The 18,019-nt window shown below is 71.7% G+C and carries 18 protein-coding genes; 16 read left to right on the top strand and 2 right to left on the bottom strand.

All coding sequences use genetic code 11. From position 1 onward, the window contains the following. The first annotated feature begins 20 nt into the window (after window positions 1-20). From ABT078_RS07115 to hypE, 14 genes are all read left to right on the top strand, one after another. Window positions 21-1,109, top strand: coding sequence for an NADH-quinone oxidoreductase subunit B family protein (locus ABT078_RS07115; RefSeq protein ID WP_351224697.1), 1,089 nt, complete (start codon window positions 21-23; stop codon window positions 1,107-1,109). Window positions 1,110-1,175: 66 nt separating this feature from the next. Continuing rightward, on the top strand, window positions 1,176-2,954 hold the full coding sequence (locus ABT078_RS07110; RefSeq protein ID WP_351224695.1) for a nickel-dependent hydrogenase large subunit: 1,779 nt from the start codon (window positions 1,176-1,178) through the stop codon (window positions 2,952-2,954). Continuing rightward, entirely contained in the window at window positions 2,951-3,529 is a 579-nt protein-coding gene (locus ABT078_RS07105) for a NifU-related iron-sulfur-binding protein (RefSeq protein WP_351224693.1), read from the top strand. Before ABT078_RS07110 ends, ABT078_RS07105 begins: the two co-directional genes overlap by 4 nt. After that, window positions 3,526-4,179 carry a DUF5947 family protein gene (locus ABT078_RS07100; protein WP_351224691.1) on the top strand — a complete coding sequence of 218 codons (654 nt, stop codon included), beginning with the start codon at window positions 3,526-3,528 and terminating at the stop codon, window positions 4,177-4,179. The genes ABT078_RS07105 and ABT078_RS07100 overlap by 4 nt, the downstream gene beginning before the upstream one ends. Beyond that, window positions 4,176-4,817 carry a DUF6084 family protein gene (locus tag ABT078_RS07095; protein ID WP_351224689.1) on the top strand — a complete coding sequence of 214 codons (642 nt, stop codon included), beginning with the start codon at window positions 4,176-4,178 and terminating at the stop codon, window positions 4,815-4,817. Before ABT078_RS07100 ends, ABT078_RS07095 begins: the two co-directional genes overlap by 4 nt. Continuing rightward, window positions 4,814-6,229, top strand: coding sequence for a hypothetical protein (locus tag ABT078_RS07090; protein ID WP_351224687.1), 1,416 nt, complete (start codon window positions 4,814-4,816; stop codon window positions 6,227-6,229). The genes ABT078_RS07095 and ABT078_RS07090 overlap by 4 nt, the downstream gene beginning before the upstream one ends. After that, the gene (locus ABT078_RS07085) at window positions 6,226-6,759 is read left to right on the top strand and encodes a hydrogenase maturation protease (RefSeq protein ID WP_351224685.1); all 534 of its coding nucleotides are present in this window, start codon (window positions 6,226-6,228) and stop codon (window positions 6,757-6,759) included. Before ABT078_RS07090 ends, ABT078_RS07085 begins: the two co-directional genes overlap by 4 nt. Continuing rightward, window positions 6,756-6,860 (top strand): DUF6893 family small protein, encoded by a 105-nt coding sequence (locus ABT078_RS42610; protein WP_502981170.1) that lies wholly within the window; start codon window positions 6,756-6,758, stop codon window positions 6,858-6,860. Before ABT078_RS07085 ends, ABT078_RS42610 begins: the two co-directional genes overlap by 4 nt. A gap of 154 nt (window positions 6,861-7,014) precedes the next feature. After that, window positions 7,015-7,419 carry a hydrogenase maturation nickel metallochaperone HypA/HybF gene (locus ABT078_RS07080; protein WP_351224683.1) on the top strand — a complete coding sequence of 135 codons (405 nt, stop codon included), beginning with the start codon at window positions 7,015-7,017 and terminating at the stop codon, window positions 7,417-7,419. A 3-nt stretch (window positions 7,420-7,422) separates the two neighbouring features. Continuing rightward, window positions 7,423-8,118 (top strand): hydrogenase nickel incorporation protein HypB, encoded by a 696-nt coding sequence (gene hypB / locus ABT078_RS07075; protein WP_351224681.1) that lies wholly within the window; start codon window positions 7,423-7,425, stop codon window positions 8,116-8,118. Continuing rightward, a complete protein-coding gene (hypF, locus tag ABT078_RS07070; RefSeq protein ID WP_351224679.1) occupies window positions 8,115-10,556 on the top strand; it encodes a carbamoyltransferase HypF in 2,442 nt (813 codons plus the stop codon). The genes hypB and hypF overlap by 4 nt, the downstream gene beginning before the upstream one ends. 36 nt (window positions 10,557-10,592) lie before the next feature. After that, entirely contained in the window at window positions 10,593-10,913 is a 321-nt protein-coding gene (locus tag ABT078_RS07065) for a HypC/HybG/HupF family hydrogenase formation chaperone (RefSeq protein ID WP_351224677.1), read from the top strand. Further along, the gene (hypD, locus tag ABT078_RS07060; RefSeq protein ID WP_351224675.1) at window positions 10,910-12,034 is read left to right on the top strand and encodes a hydrogenase formation protein HypD; all 1,125 of its coding nucleotides are present in this window, start codon (window positions 10,910-10,912) and stop codon (window positions 12,032-12,034) included. The genes ABT078_RS07065 and hypD overlap by 4 nt, the downstream gene beginning before the upstream one ends. A gap of 34 nt (window positions 12,035-12,068) precedes the next feature. Beyond that, window positions 12,069-13,127, top strand: coding sequence for a hydrogenase expression/formation protein HypE (gene hypE / locus ABT078_RS07055; protein ID WP_351225058.1), 1,059 nt, complete (start codon window positions 12,069-12,071; stop codon window positions 13,125-13,127). 10 nt (window positions 13,128-13,137) lie between these two features. Here the strand turns inward: hypE and ABT078_RS07050 are convergent, their stop codons facing one another. After that, window positions 13,138-13,740, bottom strand: coding sequence for a hypothetical protein (locus ABT078_RS07050; RefSeq protein ID WP_351224673.1), 603 nt, complete (start codon window positions 13,738-13,740; stop codon window positions 13,138-13,140). Between the two features lie 117 nt (window positions 13,741-13,857). Here ABT078_RS07050 and ABT078_RS07045 point away from each other — a divergent pair, with 117 nt between their 5' ends. After that, window positions 13,858-14,109, top strand: a complete 252-nt coding sequence (locus ABT078_RS07045) for a DUF6296 family protein (RefSeq protein ID WP_351224671.1) — start codon at window positions 13,858-13,860, stop codon at window positions 14,107-14,109. A 29-nt stretch (window positions 14,110-14,138) separates the two neighbouring features. Here ABT078_RS07045 and ABT078_RS07040 read toward each other — a convergent pair whose 3' ends face one another. Continuing rightward, window positions 14,139-16,937, bottom strand: coding sequence for a SpoIIE family protein phosphatase (locus ABT078_RS07040; RefSeq protein WP_351224669.1), 2,799 nt, complete (start codon window positions 16,935-16,937; stop codon window positions 14,139-14,141). Between the two features lie 173 nt (window positions 16,938-17,110). On the opposite strand from ABT078_RS07040, the gene ABT078_RS07035 reads away from it, so the two are divergent. Continuing rightward, window positions 17,111-17,989, top strand: a complete 879-nt coding sequence (locus ABT078_RS07035) for a YhjD/YihY/BrkB family envelope integrity protein (protein WP_351224667.1) — start codon at window positions 17,111-17,113, stop codon at window positions 17,987-17,989. Window positions 17,990-18,019: the final 30 nt, after the last annotated feature.

The raw sequence follows: 18,019 nt of genomic DNA, 5'->3' as shown, positions 1-18,019 counted from the left end.
CCTCCCCAGGAGGCGTCCTCATGGATGCAGCAACGCCGACCACGGTCGACGCCGCGGACTCGTCCGGCGGCGCGGCCACGGACGAAAAGCCGATCCACATCCTCTGGATCAACGCGGGACTGAGCTGCGACGGCGACTCGGTCGCCCTGACCGCCGCCATGCAGCCCAGCATCGAGGAGATCGCGCTCGGCGCGCTTCCCGGCCTGCCGAAGATCCAGGTCCACTGGCCTCTGATCGACTTCGACAGCGGACCGGTCGGCGGCGCCGACACCTTCATCGAATGGTTCTTCAAGGGGGAGCGCGGCGAGATCGATCCGTTCGTGCTGGTCATCGAGGGCTCGGTGCCGAACGAGTCCATCAAGCAGGAGGGTTACTGGTGCGGCTTCGGCGACGATCCGGAGACCGGACAACCCGTCACGACCAGTGAGTGGATCGACCGGCTGGCGCCCAAGGCCCTGGCCGTCGTCGCGATCGGCACCTGCGCCACGTACGGCGGCATCCATGCGATGCAGGGCAACCCGACCGGTGCCATGGGCGTGCCCGACTATCTGGGCTGGGACTGGACGTCGAAGGCCGGAATCCCCATCGTGTGCGTCCCCGGCTGCCCGATCCAGCCCGACAACTTCGCGGAGACCCTGACCTACCTGCTCTACCAGGCCGCGGGGTCCGCGCCGATGATCCCGCTGGACGACAAGCTCCGCCCGACCTGGCTGTTCGGCGCGACCGTGCACGAGGGCTGCGACCGGGCCGGCTACTACGAGCAGGGCCAGTTCGCCGAGACGTACGACTCGCCCAAGTGCCTGGTCAAGATCGGCTGCTGGGGCCCCGTCGTCAAGTGCAACGTGCCCAAGCGCGGATGGATGAACGGCATCGGCGGCTGCCCGAACGTGGGCGGCATCTGCATCGCCTGCACCATGCCCGGCTTCCCCGACAAGTTCATGCCGTTCATGGACGAACCGCCCGGCGCCCGGCTGTCCGTCACGGGCAGCGGAGCGTACGGGGCCTTCATCCGCAGACTCCGCTCGATCACCGCCAAGACGGTGGACAAGGAGCCCAAGTGGCGGCACACGGGCGAGAAGATCACCACCGGCTACCGGCCCCCGTGGTGACCCACCCTCAGGACATCGACCCACCTCCTCCTGCTTGAAGACGTGAAGAAGGGCACCACACTCACAATGGCGACACAGGCGAAAACGACCGGCGACGGCCTGGTGGAGATGTCCTGGGATCCGATCACCCGGATCGTGGGCAGTCTCGGCATCCACACGAAGATCGACTTCAAGCAGAAGCGGGTCGCGGAGTGCTACAGCACCTCATCGGTCTTCCGCGGCTACAGCGTCTTCATGCGGGGCAAGGACCCGCGCGACGCACACTTCATCACGAGCCGCATCTGCGGCATCTGCGGCGACAACCACGCCACCTGTTCGGTCTACACGCAGAACATGGCGTACGGCGTGAAGCCGCCGCACCTCGGCGAATGGATCATCAACCTCGGCGAGTCCGCCGAGTACATGTTCGACCACAACATCTTCCAGGAGAACCTGGTCGGGGTCGACTACTGCGAGAAGATGGTCCGCGAGACCAACCCGGGCGTCTGGGAGCAGGCGCAGCGCACCGAGGCGCCCCACGCCGCCGAGCACGGCTACCGCACGATCGCCGACATCATGCGCTCCCTCAACCCGCTCGAAGGCGAGTTCTACCGCGAGGCCCTCCAGGTGAGCCGCTACACGCGGGAGATGTTCTGCCTGATGGAGGGCCGCCATGTGCACCCCTCCACGCTCTACCCGGGCGGCGTGGGCACGGTCGCGTCCGTCCAACTGTTCACGGACTACATGACCCGCCTCATGCGCTACGTGGAGTTCATGAAGCGCGTCGTGCCGCTGCACGACGACCTGTTCGACTTCTTCTACGAGGCCCTGCCGGGCTATGAGGAGGTCGGCCGCCGGCGTGTGATGCTCGGCTGCTGGGGAGCGCTCAACGACCCCGAGTACTGCGACTTCACCTACGCCAACATGAGCGACTGGGGCCGGCGCATGTTCGTCACCCCCGGCATCGTCGTCGACGGCAAGCTCGTCACCAACGACCTCACCAAGATCAACCTCGGTATCCGCATCCTGCTCGGCAGCTCGTACTACGAGGACTGGGAGGGCCAGGAGCAGTTCGTCACGCACGACCCGCTCGGCAACCCCGTCGACCCCCGCCACCCCTGGAACCAGCACACCATCCCCGCCCCGCAGAAGCGGGACTTCGCCGACAAGTACAGCTGGGTGATGTCCCCGCGCTGGTTCGACGGGAAGGAGCACCTGGCGCTGGACACCGGCGGCGGACCCATCGCCCGGCTGTGGTCCACCGCGCTGTCGGGGCTCGTCGACATCGGCTATGTCAAAGCGACCGGGCACAGCGTGGTCATCAACCTGCCGCGCACGCTGACCAAGCCGGAGACCACCTTCGAGTGGAAGATCCCGCAGTGGAGCAACGCGCTGGAGCGCAACCGCGCCCGCACCTACTTCCAGGCCTACGCCGCGGCCGTCGCCCTGCACTGCGCCGAGAAGGGCCTCGACGAGGTGCGTGCCGGACGCACCCAGACCTGGGAGAAGTTCGACGTGCCGGACGAGTCCATCGGCGTCGGCTTCACCGAGGCCGTACGCGGCGTCCTCTCCCACCACATGGTCATCAGGGACGGCAAGATCGCCAACTACCACCCCTATCCGCCGACGCCGTGGAACGCGAGCACCCGGGACTCCTACGGCACCCCCGGCCCGTACGAGGACGCCGTGCAGAACACGCCGATCTTCGAGGAGAACCCGCCGGAGAACTTCAAGGGCATCGACATCATGCGTACCGTCCGCAGCTTCGACCCCTGTCTGCCCTGCGGCGTCCACATGTACGTGGGCGACGGCAGAACGGTGAAGTCGATGCACGTGCCCACCGGACTGAGCGGCCTCGCCGGATGAGCGCGGTGACCGCGGAGCAGGCGGGCCGCCGCGTGGAGGAGATCCTCGACCGGCTCGCCGCCGACGGCGACGGGCAGGCCTGCGCGGCCGCCGAGGAACTGGTGCGGGTCCTGATGGACTTCTACGGCGCCGGGCTGGCCAGAACCCTCGAAGTGCTCGGCCGCCCCGCTGCCGCGCGACCCGGCGGCGACCCGCTCGCCGGGCTCCTCGGCGACGAACTCGTCGCGAGCCTGCTGGTCCTGCACGACCTGCACCCCGAGGACGTCCCCACCCGGATCGCGCGGGCCCTGGGCAAGGTCCAGCACTCCGTCGAGTCGGCCGGGTTCGACGAGGCGACCGGCGTGCTGAGACTGCGGGTCACGGGCGCGTCCGGCTGCGGCTGCCCCAGCACCCAGGAGGTCGCGAGGCAGGCTGCCGCCGAGGCCCTGTCCCGCTTCGCACCCGAAGTGACCGCTGTGGAGCTGGACACGGCCGCCGTCCCGCGCGAGCCGGCCCTCCTCCAGATCGGCTCGGGCCCGCCCCGAGCCGCGCCCGCCGAGGCCTCCGCCGGCCGCACCTCGGTCACGGCCCGGTGAGCGCGATCCGCACCGGGCCGGATGCTCCCGGCCCCCGGGGCCTGCGCCGCTTCACCGGGCCCAGGCCGCCCCGCGAGGAGCGGTGCGAACTGTGCGGGGTCGCCCTCCCGGACGACCGTCACCGGCACCTCGTGGACACCGAGAAACGGGCACTGGCCTGCGCCTGCGGCCCCTGTGCCCACCTGATGGACCGCCCGGGCGCCTCGCACGGCCGCTTCCGGGCGGTCCCCGGCCGCTACCTCGCCGACCCCGGCCACCGGATCGACGACAACGCCTGGGAACTCCTGGGCATCCCTGTCGGCGTCGCCTTCTTCTTCCGCAACGCCGCACTCGACCGGCTGGTCGCGCTCTACCCGAGCCCGGCCGGCGCGACCGAGAGCGAACTGGACCCGTCGTCCTGGCAGACCGTCCTCGCGGGCACCCGGCTCGCCGCCCTGCTCGAGCCCGACGTCGAAGCCCTGCTGCTGCGCCGCACCGGCGGACGCATCCAGTGCTACCTCGTGCCGGTCGACATCTGCTACGAACTCGTCGGCCGGATGCGGCTGCACTGGCAGGGCTTCGACGGGGGAGCGGAGGCCCGCGCCGCACTCGACGCCTTCTTCGCCCACGTGCGACAGCAGGCCCGCGAGCCGGAGGGGAGCCGGTCATGACCGATTTCACCTTCAGCTGCACCGGCGTGCGCGCGGACCCGTACGCCGCAGGTCCCACCCTCGTCTTCCGGCTGCGGATCACCGCATCGAAGGAGACCCGGGTCCACGCCCTCGCGCTGCGCTGCCAGGTGCGCATCGAACCGGCCCGGCGCGGCTACGCGCCCGCGGAGGCCGACGGGCTCACCGACCTCTTCGGTGACCGCTCACGCTGGGGCGGCACCCTCCACCCCGTGCAGTTCGCCCAGGTCTCCCTCATGGTTCCCGGCTTCACCGGAGAGACCGAGGCGGACCTCGTCGTGCCCTGCACGTACGACATGGACGTCGCCGCCACCCGCTACTTCCACGCGCTGTCCGAGGGCGACGTGCCGCTGCTCATGCTCTTCTCCGGCACCGCCTTCACCGGCGCCGGCGGATTCCACGTCGAACCGGTGCCGTGGGACCGGGAGGCCGTCTGCCCGATGCCGGTGAAGGTCTGGCAGGAGATGGTCGATCAGCACTTCCCCGGCTGCGGCTGGGTCCGGCTGCCCGGCGACACCCTGGACGCCCTGCTCGCCTACCGGTCGCGGCGGGCGCTGCCGTCCTGGCAGGCGACGGTCGAGGCCCTCCTGGACGCGGCGGGCGAGAGGACGGCGCCATGACCGACGCCACGTTCCGCCCGGCGACGGAAGCCCGGCTCGCCACCGCCCGGCACGTCGCCGACGCCGTCCTCTTCGAGGGCTATGTGCTGTACCCGTACCGGGCGTCGGCGGCGAAGAACCGGCTGCGCTGGCAGTTCGGTGTGCTCGTACCGCCCGCCTGGAGCGCGTCCTGCGAGGAGCACGAATTCCAGCACACCGAATGCCTGATGGAGCCGAGACCGGGCGCGGCCCTCGCCGTCGAGGTGCGCTTCCTGCACACCCGCCGACGCATCGTCCAGCAGGCCGGCGCGGACGGCCGCTACGAGACCGTGCGCGAACTCCACCTCGACGACCGCGTCGTGGTTCCCTGGGACGAGGGCGTGGAAGAGCGCGTCGAACTTGCCGTACCCGTGGCCGAGTTGACGGGGGAGGGAACAACCGTCCCCTTCACGCGGCCCGCGCGCGAGGAGACCGAACCCGTCCTGGACACGGCCGGGCGGACCGTGGGGCGGCTCGTGCGCCGGCGCGAGGAGATCAGCGGTGCCGTGCGGCTCCGTGCCGCCGAACTCGACGGACCGTACCGGACGATGAGACTGACCGCCGTCCTGGAGAACACCAGCACCTGGATGCCGGAGCCGGGCGGGGACCGCGATGCGGCCCTGCCCCACTCGCTCGTCGCCAGCCATCTGCTGCTGTGCCTGGACGCCGGGGCGTTCCTCTCGATGACCGACCCGCCCGAGTGGGCCAAGGGCGCCGTCGCGTCCTGCCGGAATCTCCACACCTGGCCGGTGCTCGCGGGCAAGACCGGCGAGGCCGACCTCGTGCTGTCGTCCCCCATCATCCTCGAGGACCATCCGGCCATCGCGCCGGAGAGCCCCGGGGTCCTCTACGACGCCACCGAGATCGACGAGATCCTCGCGCTGCGCACTGCGGCCCTCACCGACGAGGAGAAGCGCGAGGCGCGGGGCACGGACGCCCGCGCGGCGGCCGTGATCGACCTCGCCGACTCGATGCCGCCCGAGGTCCTGGAGCGTCTGCACGGCGCGGTGCGCAGCATGAGGGAGGTCACCGCAGGACCCGGGCAGCCCGCCGCCGCCGAACCCGGTGCGGACGTCCTCCGGCCGGACACGCCCTGGTGGGACCCGGGCAGCGACGCGAGCGTCGATCCGGCACGCGATCGCGTGCTGGTCGACGGCCGGCAGGTCGGCGCGGGCAGCCGCGTCCTGCTGCGGCCCGGCCTGCGCCACAGCGACGCCCAGGACCTCTTCCTGCACGGCCGCAGCGCACACGTCGAGGCCGTCCTGCACGACGTGGACGGGGGAGTGCACATCGCGGTGACCGTCGAGGGCGACCCAGGTGCCGACATCCGCCGCGAACAGGGCCGCTTCCTCTACTTCCAGCCCGACGAGGTCGAACCCCTGGAGGACGCGTGAACGGCGGCGCGGCGGACACCGACCGGACGCTCGTCGCCGGCGTCGGCAACATCTTCCTCGGCGACGACGGCTTCGGCGTCGAGACCGCACGCAGACTGACGGAACAACAACTGCCGGACGACGTAGACGTGGTGGACATCGGCATCCGGGGCGTCCACCTCGCCTATCAGCTGCTCGACGGATACGACACGCTCGTCCTGGTCGATGCCGTCGCCCGCGGCGGCGAGCCCGGAACGCTGTATCTGATCGAGCCGGGGACCCCCGCCACCGACGCCCCGGCGAGCGTGCCTCTCGACGGCCACCGGATGTCCCCCGACGCCGTCCTGGCCCTGCTGGACACCCTGTGCGCGGGCACGGGCGCCACGCCGCCGCGGCAGACGTTCGTCGTCGGCTGCGAACCCGGCTGTCTCGACGAAGGCATCGGACTCAGCCCGCAGGTGGCCGCCGCCGTGCCCGAGGCCGTGCGGATGGTCATGGATCTGGTGCGGCACGAGGCCCCGACGAACACCCTCACGAGGAGAACACCATGAAGAAGAACATCATCGGCGGCGCTGCCGCCGCCACCGTGCTCGCCGCTCTCGTCCACTTCCTGCCCGACATCAGACGCTATCTGCGCATCCGAGCGATGTGACGAGGCGCCAGGAGCCGCGGGTGCGTACGCCCCGGCCGGGCGCTGCACCGAATGGCGTACGCAACCGTGTGGTGTCGGCGTGCCGGTGCACCAGCCCCGTGGCCCCGCCCTGTAATGGCCCCGGGGGCCCGCCCGCCGCGCAGGACGGAGACCGATGCACGAGATGTCCATCGCGCTGGCCGTCGTCGACCAGGTCGAGGAGGCGGCGCGCCGCTCGGGCGGCACCGCCGCGGTCAAGGCCGTACGGCTCCAGGTCGGTGAACTGGCTGGAGTGGTCCCGGACGCCCTCACGTTCTGCTTCGAACTCGCCTGCGCCGGCACCGTGCTGGAAGGCGCGGAACTGATCGCGGAGCCGGTCCTCGGCCGGGCCCGCTGCGAGCCGTGCGCGGACGTCTGGGCGGTCGGGATGCCGCCGCAGCTGTGCTGCCCCGCGTGCGGCACGGCGACCGCCGAGCTGGTCTCGGGCCGTGAACTGCGGATCGCCGCCGTGGAGTGGGACGACGACCCGGCGCACGCATCCGTCCGCCCCCATCGCGAACCGATCTCCGAGGAGAGCTGACCCATGTGCCGTGTCGTGGATCTGCAGCAGGCGGTGCTCGCCAAGAACGACGCCGCAGCGCACACCCTGCGCGCTGAACTGGCCGCCCGTGGAACCATCGTGGTCAACCTCCTGTCCAGCCCCGGCAGCGGCAAGACCGCGCTGCTCGAGGCGGAGCTGCTGCTGGCAAGGGAACGGGGTGTGCGGGTCGCCGCGCTGACGGCCGATCTCGCGACCGAGAACGACGCCGAGCGCCTGGCCCGCTCCGGCGTCCCGGTCAAGCAGGTGCTCACCGACGGGCTGTGCCATCTGGAGGCCGGAATGCTGGCCGGGCATCTGGACGGCTGGCTGCCCGAGGACACACGGCTGCTGTTCGTGGAGAACGTGGGCAACCTCGTCTGCCCGGCCTCGTACGACCTCGGTGAGTCGCTTCGCGTGGTTCTCGCCTCGGTGACCGAGGGCGAGGACAAGCCGCTGAAGTACCCGACGGCCTTCGGCCTCGCGCACCTGGTGGTCGTCACCAAGACCGACATCGCCGATGCCGTCGGATTCGACGAGGCGGCATTCCGCACCCATGTCCAGCAGGTCAATCCGGGTGTGGACGTGATCCTCACGTCCGCACGCGCGGGGCAGGGGGCCGGCGCCCTGCTCGACCGCGCACTCGCGGCGGCCGACGGCACCCCGGTCCACGCGCCGGTCATGGCGCAGGCCCGCCCGTGACCTCCCCGCGGCCCGGGCCTGCGGTGGCAACCTCCGTTCGGCGCCGCCGGGTCACCGTGCGGGGCGTGGTGCAGGGCGTCGGCTTCCGGCCCTTCGTGTACTCCCTCGCCACCGGACTGGAGCTGACGGGGCATGTGACCAACACCGGGGACGGGGTCGTCGCCGAGGTCGAAGGCGGGCCGCTGGCCGTGGCGCGGTTCTGCACACGCATCGGCAGGGACGCCCCGCCCCTGGCGATGGTGGAGTCGGTCCACGACGAGGAGGTCCCCGCGACCGGCGGCAGAGGTTTCGTCATCATTCCCTCCGTCACCGAAGGACCCGTCCGCACACTCGTCTCCCCGGACACCGCCACCTGCGCCGACTGTCTGGCCGAGCTCGCCGACCCGGCAGACCGGCGCCACCGGCATCCCTTCATCACCTGCACCCACTGCGGGCCGCGCTTCACCATCGTCACGGGGCTGCCCTACGACCGTGACCACACCACGATGGCCGACTTCCCGATGTGCCCCGACTGCGCCCGGGAGTACGCCGATCCGGCCGACCGCCGCTTCCACGCGCAGCCGGTCGCCTGCCCCTCCTGCGGGCCCCGGCTGCGGCTGATCATCGCGCCGGCCGCCCCGGGGCTGCGGCCCCGGCACGTCCTCGCGCCCGATCCGAACGACCGGAGCCTCGGCGGCCCGCAGGGTGCGGCGGACCTGGTCGCCGAGGCCCGGGCACTCCTGGCAGGTGGCGCGATCCTCGCGGTCAAGGGGCTCGGCGGATACCACCTCGCCTGCGACGCGACCAACTCCGGGGCGGTCGCGCTGCTGCGCCGCCGCAAGGCCCGCGGTCACAAGCCGTTCGCCCTGATGGCCAGGGACATCGCCGCTGTCCGGCACCTCGTCCATGTCGGTGCCGAGGAGCGCGAGCTGCTCACCGGCAGCGCCCGGCCCATCGTCCTGATGCGTCGCCGCAGCGCATCCGCTCCGGCGTCGGGCGCCCCCCGGATCGCGGACGCGGTCGCCCCCGGCAGCCCCGACCTCGGCGTCATGCTCCCCTACACCCCGCTGCACCATCTGCTGCTCGGACTCGACGGCGACGAGGCGCCCGCGCCCCGACTTCTCGTCATGACGAGCGGCAACCTCTCGGGCGAGCCCATCGTCACCGGCGACACCGAGGCGCTGGACCGGCTCGGCCACCTCGCCGACGCGTGGCTGCTGCACGACCGGCCGATCCATGTGCCGTGCGACGACTCGGTGGTGCGTGTGTGCGACGGGGAGGCGCTGACGTTGCGCCGTTCTCGCGGCTACGCCCCGCTGCCGGTCCCGCTGCCCGTGTCCGTGGCGCCCGCCCTCGCCGTCGGCGGCGATCTGAAGAACGCCTTCTGCCTCGGCACCGGCCGCAAGGCCTGGCTGTCCGCACACGTCGGGGACATGGACGACCTTGCCACGCAGCACGCCTTCGAGGAGGCCGAGGAGCAGCTGGAGGCGATCACGGGCGTACGGCCCGGGCTCCTCGCGGCCGACCGGCACCCCGGATACCGCTCGGGCACGTGGGCCCGGCGCCACGCCGGAGAACGGCCGCTCGTCGAGGTCCAGCACCATCACGCGCATGTCGCGTCCACCATGGCCGAGCACGGCCTCGACGGCAGCCGGCCCGTGATCGGCGTCGCTTTCGACGGCACGGGATACGGGGAGGACGGAGCCGTGTGGGGCGGGGAGTTCCTGCTGGCCGACTACGACGGCTTCGCCCGCTACGCCCACCTCGCGTACGTACCGCTCCCCGGCGGCGACGCGGCCGTGGAGCGGCCGTACCGCATGGCCATCGCGCATCTGCGGGCGGCGGGCCTCGACCGGACCGCCGGCCTGCCCTGCGTCGACGCCTGCATGCCCGGGGAACTCGCTCTGCTGGAACGGCAGCTGGAGCGGAACCTCAACTGCGTACCCACCTCCAGCATGGGCCGGCTCTTCGACGCCGTCTCCTCCCTCGCGGGCGTCTGCCACCGCGCCGGATACGAGGCGCAGGCGGCCGTCGAACTCGAAGCCGCGGCGGTGAGCAACGCCGCCGACGACGACCGCCGTTACGCGTTCGCGCTGCGCGCGCCCGGTCAGGACGGCCGCGCCGCGCTGGCCGCCGACCCGGCGCCCGTGCTGGCCGCGGTCGTCGGCGACGTACGCACCGGCACTCCGGCCGCCCTTGTCGCGGCGCGCTTCCACGGGGCGGTCGCCCGGCTCGTCCGTACCGTCTGCGGCACGGCACGCGAGCAGCACGGCCTCGACACCGTGGCACTGACCGGGGGAGTGTTCGCCAACGCGCTGCTCTCCTCGGCCTGCGCACGAGGACTGCGGGAGGACGGCTTCACCGTCCTGCGCCACCACCGGATCCCCCCGAACGACGGAGGGCTGGCTCTCGGCCAGCTCGTCGTGGCCGCCCGTACGGCGGCCGAGCCCGCCGGATGACGGAGCGCGCAGCGGCGCGACAGCGAGGAGACGCACATGTGCTTGGCGGTACCCGGCAAGGTGCTGGCCATCGAGGACCGGGACGGCACTCGTATGGCCACCGTCGACTTCGGCGGAGTGGTCAAGGAGGTGTGCCTGGAGTATCTGCCCGACCTCCAGGTCGGTGAATACGCCATCGTCCACGTGGGGTTCGCCCTGCAGCGGCTCGACGAGGAGTCGGCCCGCCAGACGTTGGAGCTGTTCGAGAGCCTCGGCATGCTCCAGGAGGAGTTCGGTGATCCGTGGGAGCCGGTCGCCGAAGCGGACGGACCGCAGCCACCCGCCGCCGGCAGCGTCACCGGGGAGGCAGGGCGATGAAGTACATCGACGAGTTCCAGGACCCGGAGCTGGCCCGGCGGCTGCTCGACGAGATCCGCGCCACCGTCACCCGGCCCTGGGCGCTGATGGAGGTCTGCGGAGGCCAGACGCACACCATCATCCGGCACGGTATCGACCAGCTCCTCCCGGACGGGATCGAGTTGATCCACGGTCCCGGCTGTCCGGTGTGCGTGACCCCGCTGGAGGTCATCGACAAGGCCCTGGAGATCGCCTCGCGGCCCGACGTGATCTTCTGCTCCTTCGGCGACATGCTCCGCGTGCCGGGGACCGGCCGCGACCTGTTCCAGGTGCGCAGCGAGGGCGGTGACGTACGGGTGGTCTACTCACCGCTCGACGCCCTCGGCATCGCGCAGCAGAACCCCGACCGCGAGGTCGTGTTCTTCGGCATCGGCTTCGAGACCACCGCGCCGCCCAACGCCATGACGGTCCATCAGGCCCGAAGGCTGGGCATCCCCAACTTCAGCCTGCTGGTCTCCCATGTGCGGGTCCCCCCGGCGATCGAGGCGATCATGCAGTCGCCGAGCTGCCGCGTCCAGGCCTTCCTCGCCGCCGGGCACGTGTGCAGTGTGATGGGCGTCGGCGAGTACCCGCAGCTCGCCGAGAAGTACCGCGTTCCCATCGTGGTGACCGGATTCGAACCACTGGACATCCTGGAAGGCGTGCGCCGTACGGTCCGGCAGCTCGAAAGCGGCGAGCACACCGTGGAGAACGCCTACCCGCGAGCCGTCACACCCGAGGGGAACCTCGCCGCACAAGCCATGCTGGACGACGTCTTCGAAGTCACCGACCGCGCCTGGCGCGGCATCGGGGTGATCCCCGACAGCGGCTGGCGGCTTTCCCCCCGCTACCGGGACTACGACGCCGAGCACCGCTTCTCGGTGACCGGCATCGACACCCGAGAACCGGCCGAGTGCCGCAGCGGCGAAGTCCTGCAAGGACTGCTGAAGCCCCACGAGTGCGAGGTCTTCGGCACCACCTGCACCCCGCGCACCCCGCTCGGCGCCACCATGGTCTCCAGCGAGGGCGCCTGCGCCGCCTACTACCTCTACCGGCGGCTCGACCTGGCCGCCGCCGCCCGGGAGGAAAGCCCCGTTGTCTGAGACGACCCAGTCCGCGACCACGCCTGCGCCGGACATGCTGGCGTGGACCTGTCCCGCCCCGCTGCGGGACCAGCCGCGTGTGGTGATGGGCCACGGCGGGGGCGGCGCCATGTCCGCCGAACTGGTCGAGGAGGTCTTCGCGCCCGCCTTCGGCGGCCCTGTGCTGGCCGGTCTCGGCGACTGCGCGGCACTCGAACTCGGCGGTGTGCGCCTCGCGTTCTCCACCGACTCGTTCGTCGTGCGGCCGCTCTTCTTCCCCGGCGGCAGCATCGGCGACCTCGCGGTCAACGGCACCGTCAACGACCTCGCCATGAGCGGAGCCCGGCCCGCGTACCTGTCCTGCGGCTTCATCCTCGAGGAGGGGGTCGAGCTCGCGGTCGTCGGTCGCGTGGCCGAAGCCCTCGGAGCCGCCGCCCGCACCGCAGGAGTGGAGGTCGCGACCGGCGACACGAAGGTCGTGGAGGCGGGCCACGGCGACGGCATCTTCATCAACACCTCCGGCATCGGCCTCATCCCGAAGGGCGTCGATCTGCGCCCTCAGCGCGTCGTCCCCGGTGACGTCGTCATCGTGAGCGGCCCGATCGGCGTCCACGGCGTGGCGATCCTGAGCGTGCGTGAGGGCCTGGAGTTCGGCGTGGAGATCGAGAGCGACTGTGCCGCGCTCTGCGGCCTGGTCGAGGCGATGCTCGCGGTCGGAGGGGCGCGCGCGGGCGGGTGTCCGCTCCATGTGCTGCGCGACCCGACGCGCGGCGGGCTCGCCGCTGCCCTCAACGAGCTCGCCGCGGCATCCGGCACGGGCGTCGTCGTCCAGGAGCGCGCGGTCCCGGTCCCATCGGCCGTGGCCAACGCCTGCGCAGTCCTGGGCCTGGACCCGATGTACGTCGCGAACGAGGGCAAGCTCGTCGCGTTCGTCGCCCGCGAGCACGCCGACGCGGTCCTGGCGGCCATGCGCGCACACCCGCTCGGCAGGGACGCGACGGTGATCGGAGAGACGGTCGCCGATCATCCCGGCATGGTGGTCGCGCGCACCGGACTCGGCGGCACGCGCGTCGTCGACATGCCGCTGGGGGAACAACTGCCCCGCATCTGCTGAGCGTCTCTGATCAGTTGAGCGATCCCATGCAAGGCGTGGGTTGTGCCCACCGTGGAGGGGTGGCGTGGGCGTGGAGGTGCAATCCCGTGCCCAGTGCTGCTCCGCGTGGCCGGTGTCGGCTGGTGGTGGGTGTGCTGATCGTCGTCACGCTCTGGTGCCGGTGGGCTGCGCGGGGCAGTCGGGTCCGGCCCGTTGGTGCGTGTCCCTCCGGACGCTGGCCGGCACCGCCCTGGAGCCGTGCCGGGGAGGGTGCCCTGCGTCGCCCGGGCGCGGAGCGTGTGGATCGCGGCCGGGTGGGTCCGGTCTTGGACCGGTCCCGGCTGGTCTCGGTGGCCGCGGTGACCACGGCTGTGGCCTCGAGTTTCTCGACCACCGAGCGGATGGCCATCGTGGCGGTGGCGTGGTCTGCGACGGTCTTGGTCTGGTGGGTGAGGCCGCGTGCGGCGATGCGTTTCCACGCGCCCTGGTCGCGGTTGCCCTGCCAGCCGCACGAGCGGCACAGGGCCCATTTCCAGCCGGGCGTGGTGGGCCGGTCGGGGGCTTTGCGGTGCCGCAGCGGGGCCAGGCATCCGGGGTTGTCCACCGTGGCGCAGGTCCTGGAACGATCGCTCACGGTCGTCCGTTGATCACACGGCGCTCGCGTTCCGAGTGAACTCCCTGATAATGGTCATTCGGGTCTATATCGGGACACGGTGCACGGCTTTACGCCTGCACGCCAGAGGAGGGCGTTATGAACCGGGACGACACCGGCGAGGAGTACGAGCTGGTCTTCTCGCACGGCGAGCCGACCGCGAAGGGCGAGGGCGAGGATGCCGTCGTGGTGCATCGCACCGATCGCAAGGGTCCCGGCGGCCATCCGGTCTACGCCGACGACACGGGCATCGTGCAGGCGGAGATCAGCGACCGCGGCGAAGTGCGGATGATCGCCAGCGGCGGCCACCAGCAGCCCCGGACGGGGGTCGAGGCCCGGCCGGTCGCCTGAGCCGGTCGGGCGCCTGAGCCGTCCGGGCGTCACCAGGCCAGTTCGTCGTCGAACATCATCATCGCCGACTCCTCGGCCAGCTCGCCCTCAGGCGCCAGCTCGGCCCAGATGACCTTGCCTCCGGTCACGTACCGGGTTCCCCAGCGCTGCGAGAACTGCGCCACCAGGAACAGTCCCCGCCCGCCCTCGTCGGTGGTCGCTGCCCGGCGCAGATGCGGCGACGTGCTGCTGCCGTCGGACACCTCGCAGACGAGCGTGCGGCCGTTCAGCAGCCGGGCCCGCACGGGCTCGGTGCCGTAGCGCAGCGCGTTCGTCAGCAGCTCGCTCAGCACGAGCTCGGTGACGAACGACGACTCCTCCAGCCCCCAGTCCACGAGCCTCCGGGTGGCCTCGGCGCGCACCCGGGAGACCTCCGCGACATCGAACGGCACGTCCCACACGGCGACGTTCTCCGCCGGGAGCAGCCGCGTGCGGGCGACGAGCAGCGCGATGTCGTCGCTCGACTGGCTCGGCGGCATCGCGTTCGTCACCGCCAGGCAGGTCTCCTCCGGAGTGAGACCGGGCGGGGCGATCGCTGCCCGCAGCCGCTCGAACCCCTCGTCGATGTCACGGCGGCGGTCCTCGATCAGCCCGTCCGTGAACAGGACGAGCCGGCTGCCCTCCGCGAGATCGACCTCGATCTCCTCGAAGGGATGCCCTCCGATGCCGAGCGGCGGCGACACCGGCATCTCGGGGTACGTCACCCCGCTGACCGGATCCACCAGTGCCGGCGGAGGGTGCCCGGCGTGCGCGAGCGTGCAGCGCCCGCTGACCGAGTCGTACACGGCGTACAGACACGTGGCGCCGGTCACCGGCGCGCGTTCGTGGTCCTCGGCCGTCTGGTCGGCGTCGATACGGATCACGAGGTCGTCGAGGTGCGCCAGGAGATCGGCCGGAGGCAGGTCGAGGGACGAGAAGTTGAGCACGGCGGTACGCAGCCGCCCCATCGTCGCGGCGGCGTACATGCCGTGCCCGACCACGTCGCCCACCACCAGGGCCACCCGGAACCCGGGCAGGGGAATGACGTCGAACCAGTCGCCCCCCACACCGGCCTGCGCGGGAAGGTAGCGCCAGGCCACCTCCAGCGCGTCCTGCTGCGGCAGATCACGGGGGAGCAGACTGCGCTGCAGGGTCACGGCCATCGCGTGCTCCCGGGTGAACCGGCGGGCGTTGTCGATCGCCACCGCCGCCCGCGCCGCCAGCTCCTCCGCGAACGACGCGTCGTCCTCGTCGAAGCGGGGCTGGACCTCGGTCCGCCAGAAGTTGGCCATGCCGAGGACCACGCCGCGGGCCTGCAGCGGCACGGTGATCAGCGAGCGGATCCCGTACTCCAGCGCCTGGTGTGCTCCCTCCTGGTCCTGGCTCCGCCAGCCCTGGAGCGTGGTGAGGTCCCGCGCGAGCACGGCCCGGCCGCTGTTCATGGCCGTGGCCATCGGGGTGGCGGGGATGACGAACCGGATCACGTCCCCGACCGGCTGGAGCGGCGGATCGTCACGGATGCCGTGCAGCGCCGTTCGGCGCATCTCGGTGGCCGCGCTGTTCGGCTCCTCACCGCGCAGCACATGATCGAGCAGTTCCACGGTGGTGAACTCGGCGAACCGGGGGACGGCCACCTCGGCGAGCTCCTCGGCCGTCCGCTGTACGTTCAGTGTGGTGCCGATCCGCATCCCCGCCTCGTACAGCAGGGTCAGACGTTCCCGGGCGATCTCCGCCCGGCCGGACAGCGCACGCAGTTCGGTGGTGTCGCGAAGGCTCGCGACCACGCCGGGGACGCCTCCGTACGGGGCGGTGGGCCGCGTGTTGACGGCGAGCAGCCGGTCGCCGGAGAGGAACACCTGGTCGGAGACCTCCTCGCCGGACACCAGCAACTGGGTCATGCCCGCGCCGAGGTTCATCTCGGACACGGGCTTCCGCTCCGCGTCGGGCGGCAGATCCAGGAGCCGTCGCGCCTCGTCGTTGGCCAGCACCAGCCGACCGTCGCCGCCGACGATCAGCACACCCTCGCGCACGGCGTGCAGCACCGCGTCGTGGTGCTCGTACATCCGGGTCATCTCCGCAGGGCCGAGGCCGTGCGTCTGCCGCCGCAGCCGTCGGCTGACGAGAGCCGCACCCCCGGTGGCGAGCGCCAGGGCACCGGCCACGGACGCCAGCATGACCGGCATCTGCCAGTCGAGGAGTTCGCCGATGCTCGCGACCTGCATCCCCGCGGTGACCAGGCCGACGACCCGTCTGTCGGCATCGGTGACCGGAACCACGGCCCGGACCGCCTCGCGCGGCGCACCCTCGAAGGTTTCCGTGAACGCCTCGCCCGCGACGGCCCGTGAGATGTCCCCCTCCACGCGCTCGCCGACCAGCGGCGCCTCGGGGTCCGTGTAGCGGACCCCGTCGAGGCTCAGTACGGAGATGAAGTCGACGCCCGCTCCGCGCTGGGCCTCGTCGGCGGCGGGCTGCAGGATCGCGCTCGGGTTCGGGGACTTGAGCGCCGGCGCCGTACCGGGTGCGTGCGCGAAGGTCTCGGCGGCGGCGAGCGAGCGGTTCTCCGCGTCGTCCAGGCTGTCGTTGCGCGCCTGCAGGACCAGGGCGACCGACGCGGCGATCACGACGAGGATCACCACGATCGCCTGGAGGAGGAAGACCTGGGTGGCGAGGCTCTGTACGCCGAGTGGATGCGGACGTCGTGAATGGGGACGTCGCTGTCGGTCCGCCGGGCGTTCGCGCTGATCGCGTGACCCCCGGCGGCTGAGCGGCCTGACCGCCGTCAGCCGGGACCGGCGGGAACGTCCGATCATGTCCCAGTTCTAACACTGGGCCGCCCTCAGGGGCGACTGCACGACGCGGACGGTGCGACGAGGAGCCGGCGGCCGTCATCTCCCCGCTTTCCCGCAGGACCACCCGGGCCGGAGACACCCGTTCGGCGGCGTGCGGGAGGGGTCATGGCACCCGGGCGGGTAGGCGAGCGCACATGCCCTTCAGATTCGGTGCGCCGGGCGACGACCCCGCGGCGCACCACGGCCGCTGGTTCCCGCGGCTCCACCGGTGGATGCTGACGTCCGTGGTCGGCCTCGCGTGGAGCCGGGGGCGCGAGATGGAGCTGATGCACCGCGCCATGGGTTTCGCGGCGCTCAGCTTCCTCACCCTCGTGCCGCTGTTGGTCGTCGTCGCGGCGGCCGACCTGGCGAGCGGCCAGGGGTTCGCCAAGTGGCTGGTGCAGGGCCTCGGCGTGTCGCAGGTGTCGCAGGAGCAGGTCGAGCAGCTGTTCGGCAAGCCGGGGCAGGCCCTGCAGCGCACCACCGCGCTCGGTCTCGCCGCGCTGGCTGCGTTCGGGGTGACCTTCGGCTCCGCCGTGCAGACCGGGTACGAGCGGGCGTGGGCCCTGCCGACGGCGCGTTGGCACACCATGTGGCGGCACGTCGTCTGGCTGGGCGTGCTCATCGCCGCACTGCTGGTGTTCGTCGCCACACCGGCCCCGGCGAACGCGTCCGCCCTGACGACGACGCTCGTCGCCAGTGCGGACCTGTTCGGGACCTTCCTCTTCTTCTGGTGGTCGCAATGGCTCCTGCTGTGCGGCCGCATCCGCTGGCGGGCCCTGGCGCCCGGTGCCGTGACGACCGCGCTGGGGCTGCTCGGGCTGCGGATCTTCTCGCAGTTCGTCTTCTCGCCGCTCATCGCGGCGAACGCGGTGACGTACGGTCACTTCGGGACCGTGCTGGTCCTGCAGTCCTGGCTGGTCGGTGTGGGCTTCGTCGTCTACGGCAGCGCACTGGTGGGGCGGCTCTTCCACGAGGACCGTGTTCGGCGCAGGCTCACCGAGGAAGGGCACATGCGGTCACCGGGTGGGTGAAGGGGGCCAGTTGGCCGAACGCTCCGGCAC

The organism is Streptomyces sp. NPDC002133 (assembly GCF_040296405.1).
Taxonomy (GTDB): domain Bacteria; phylum Actinomycetota; class Actinomycetes; order Streptomycetales; family Streptomycetaceae; genus Streptomyces.
Note: the sequence above shows the minus strand (reverse complement) of the source record. Positions and strands in the feature narration are given on the sequence as shown.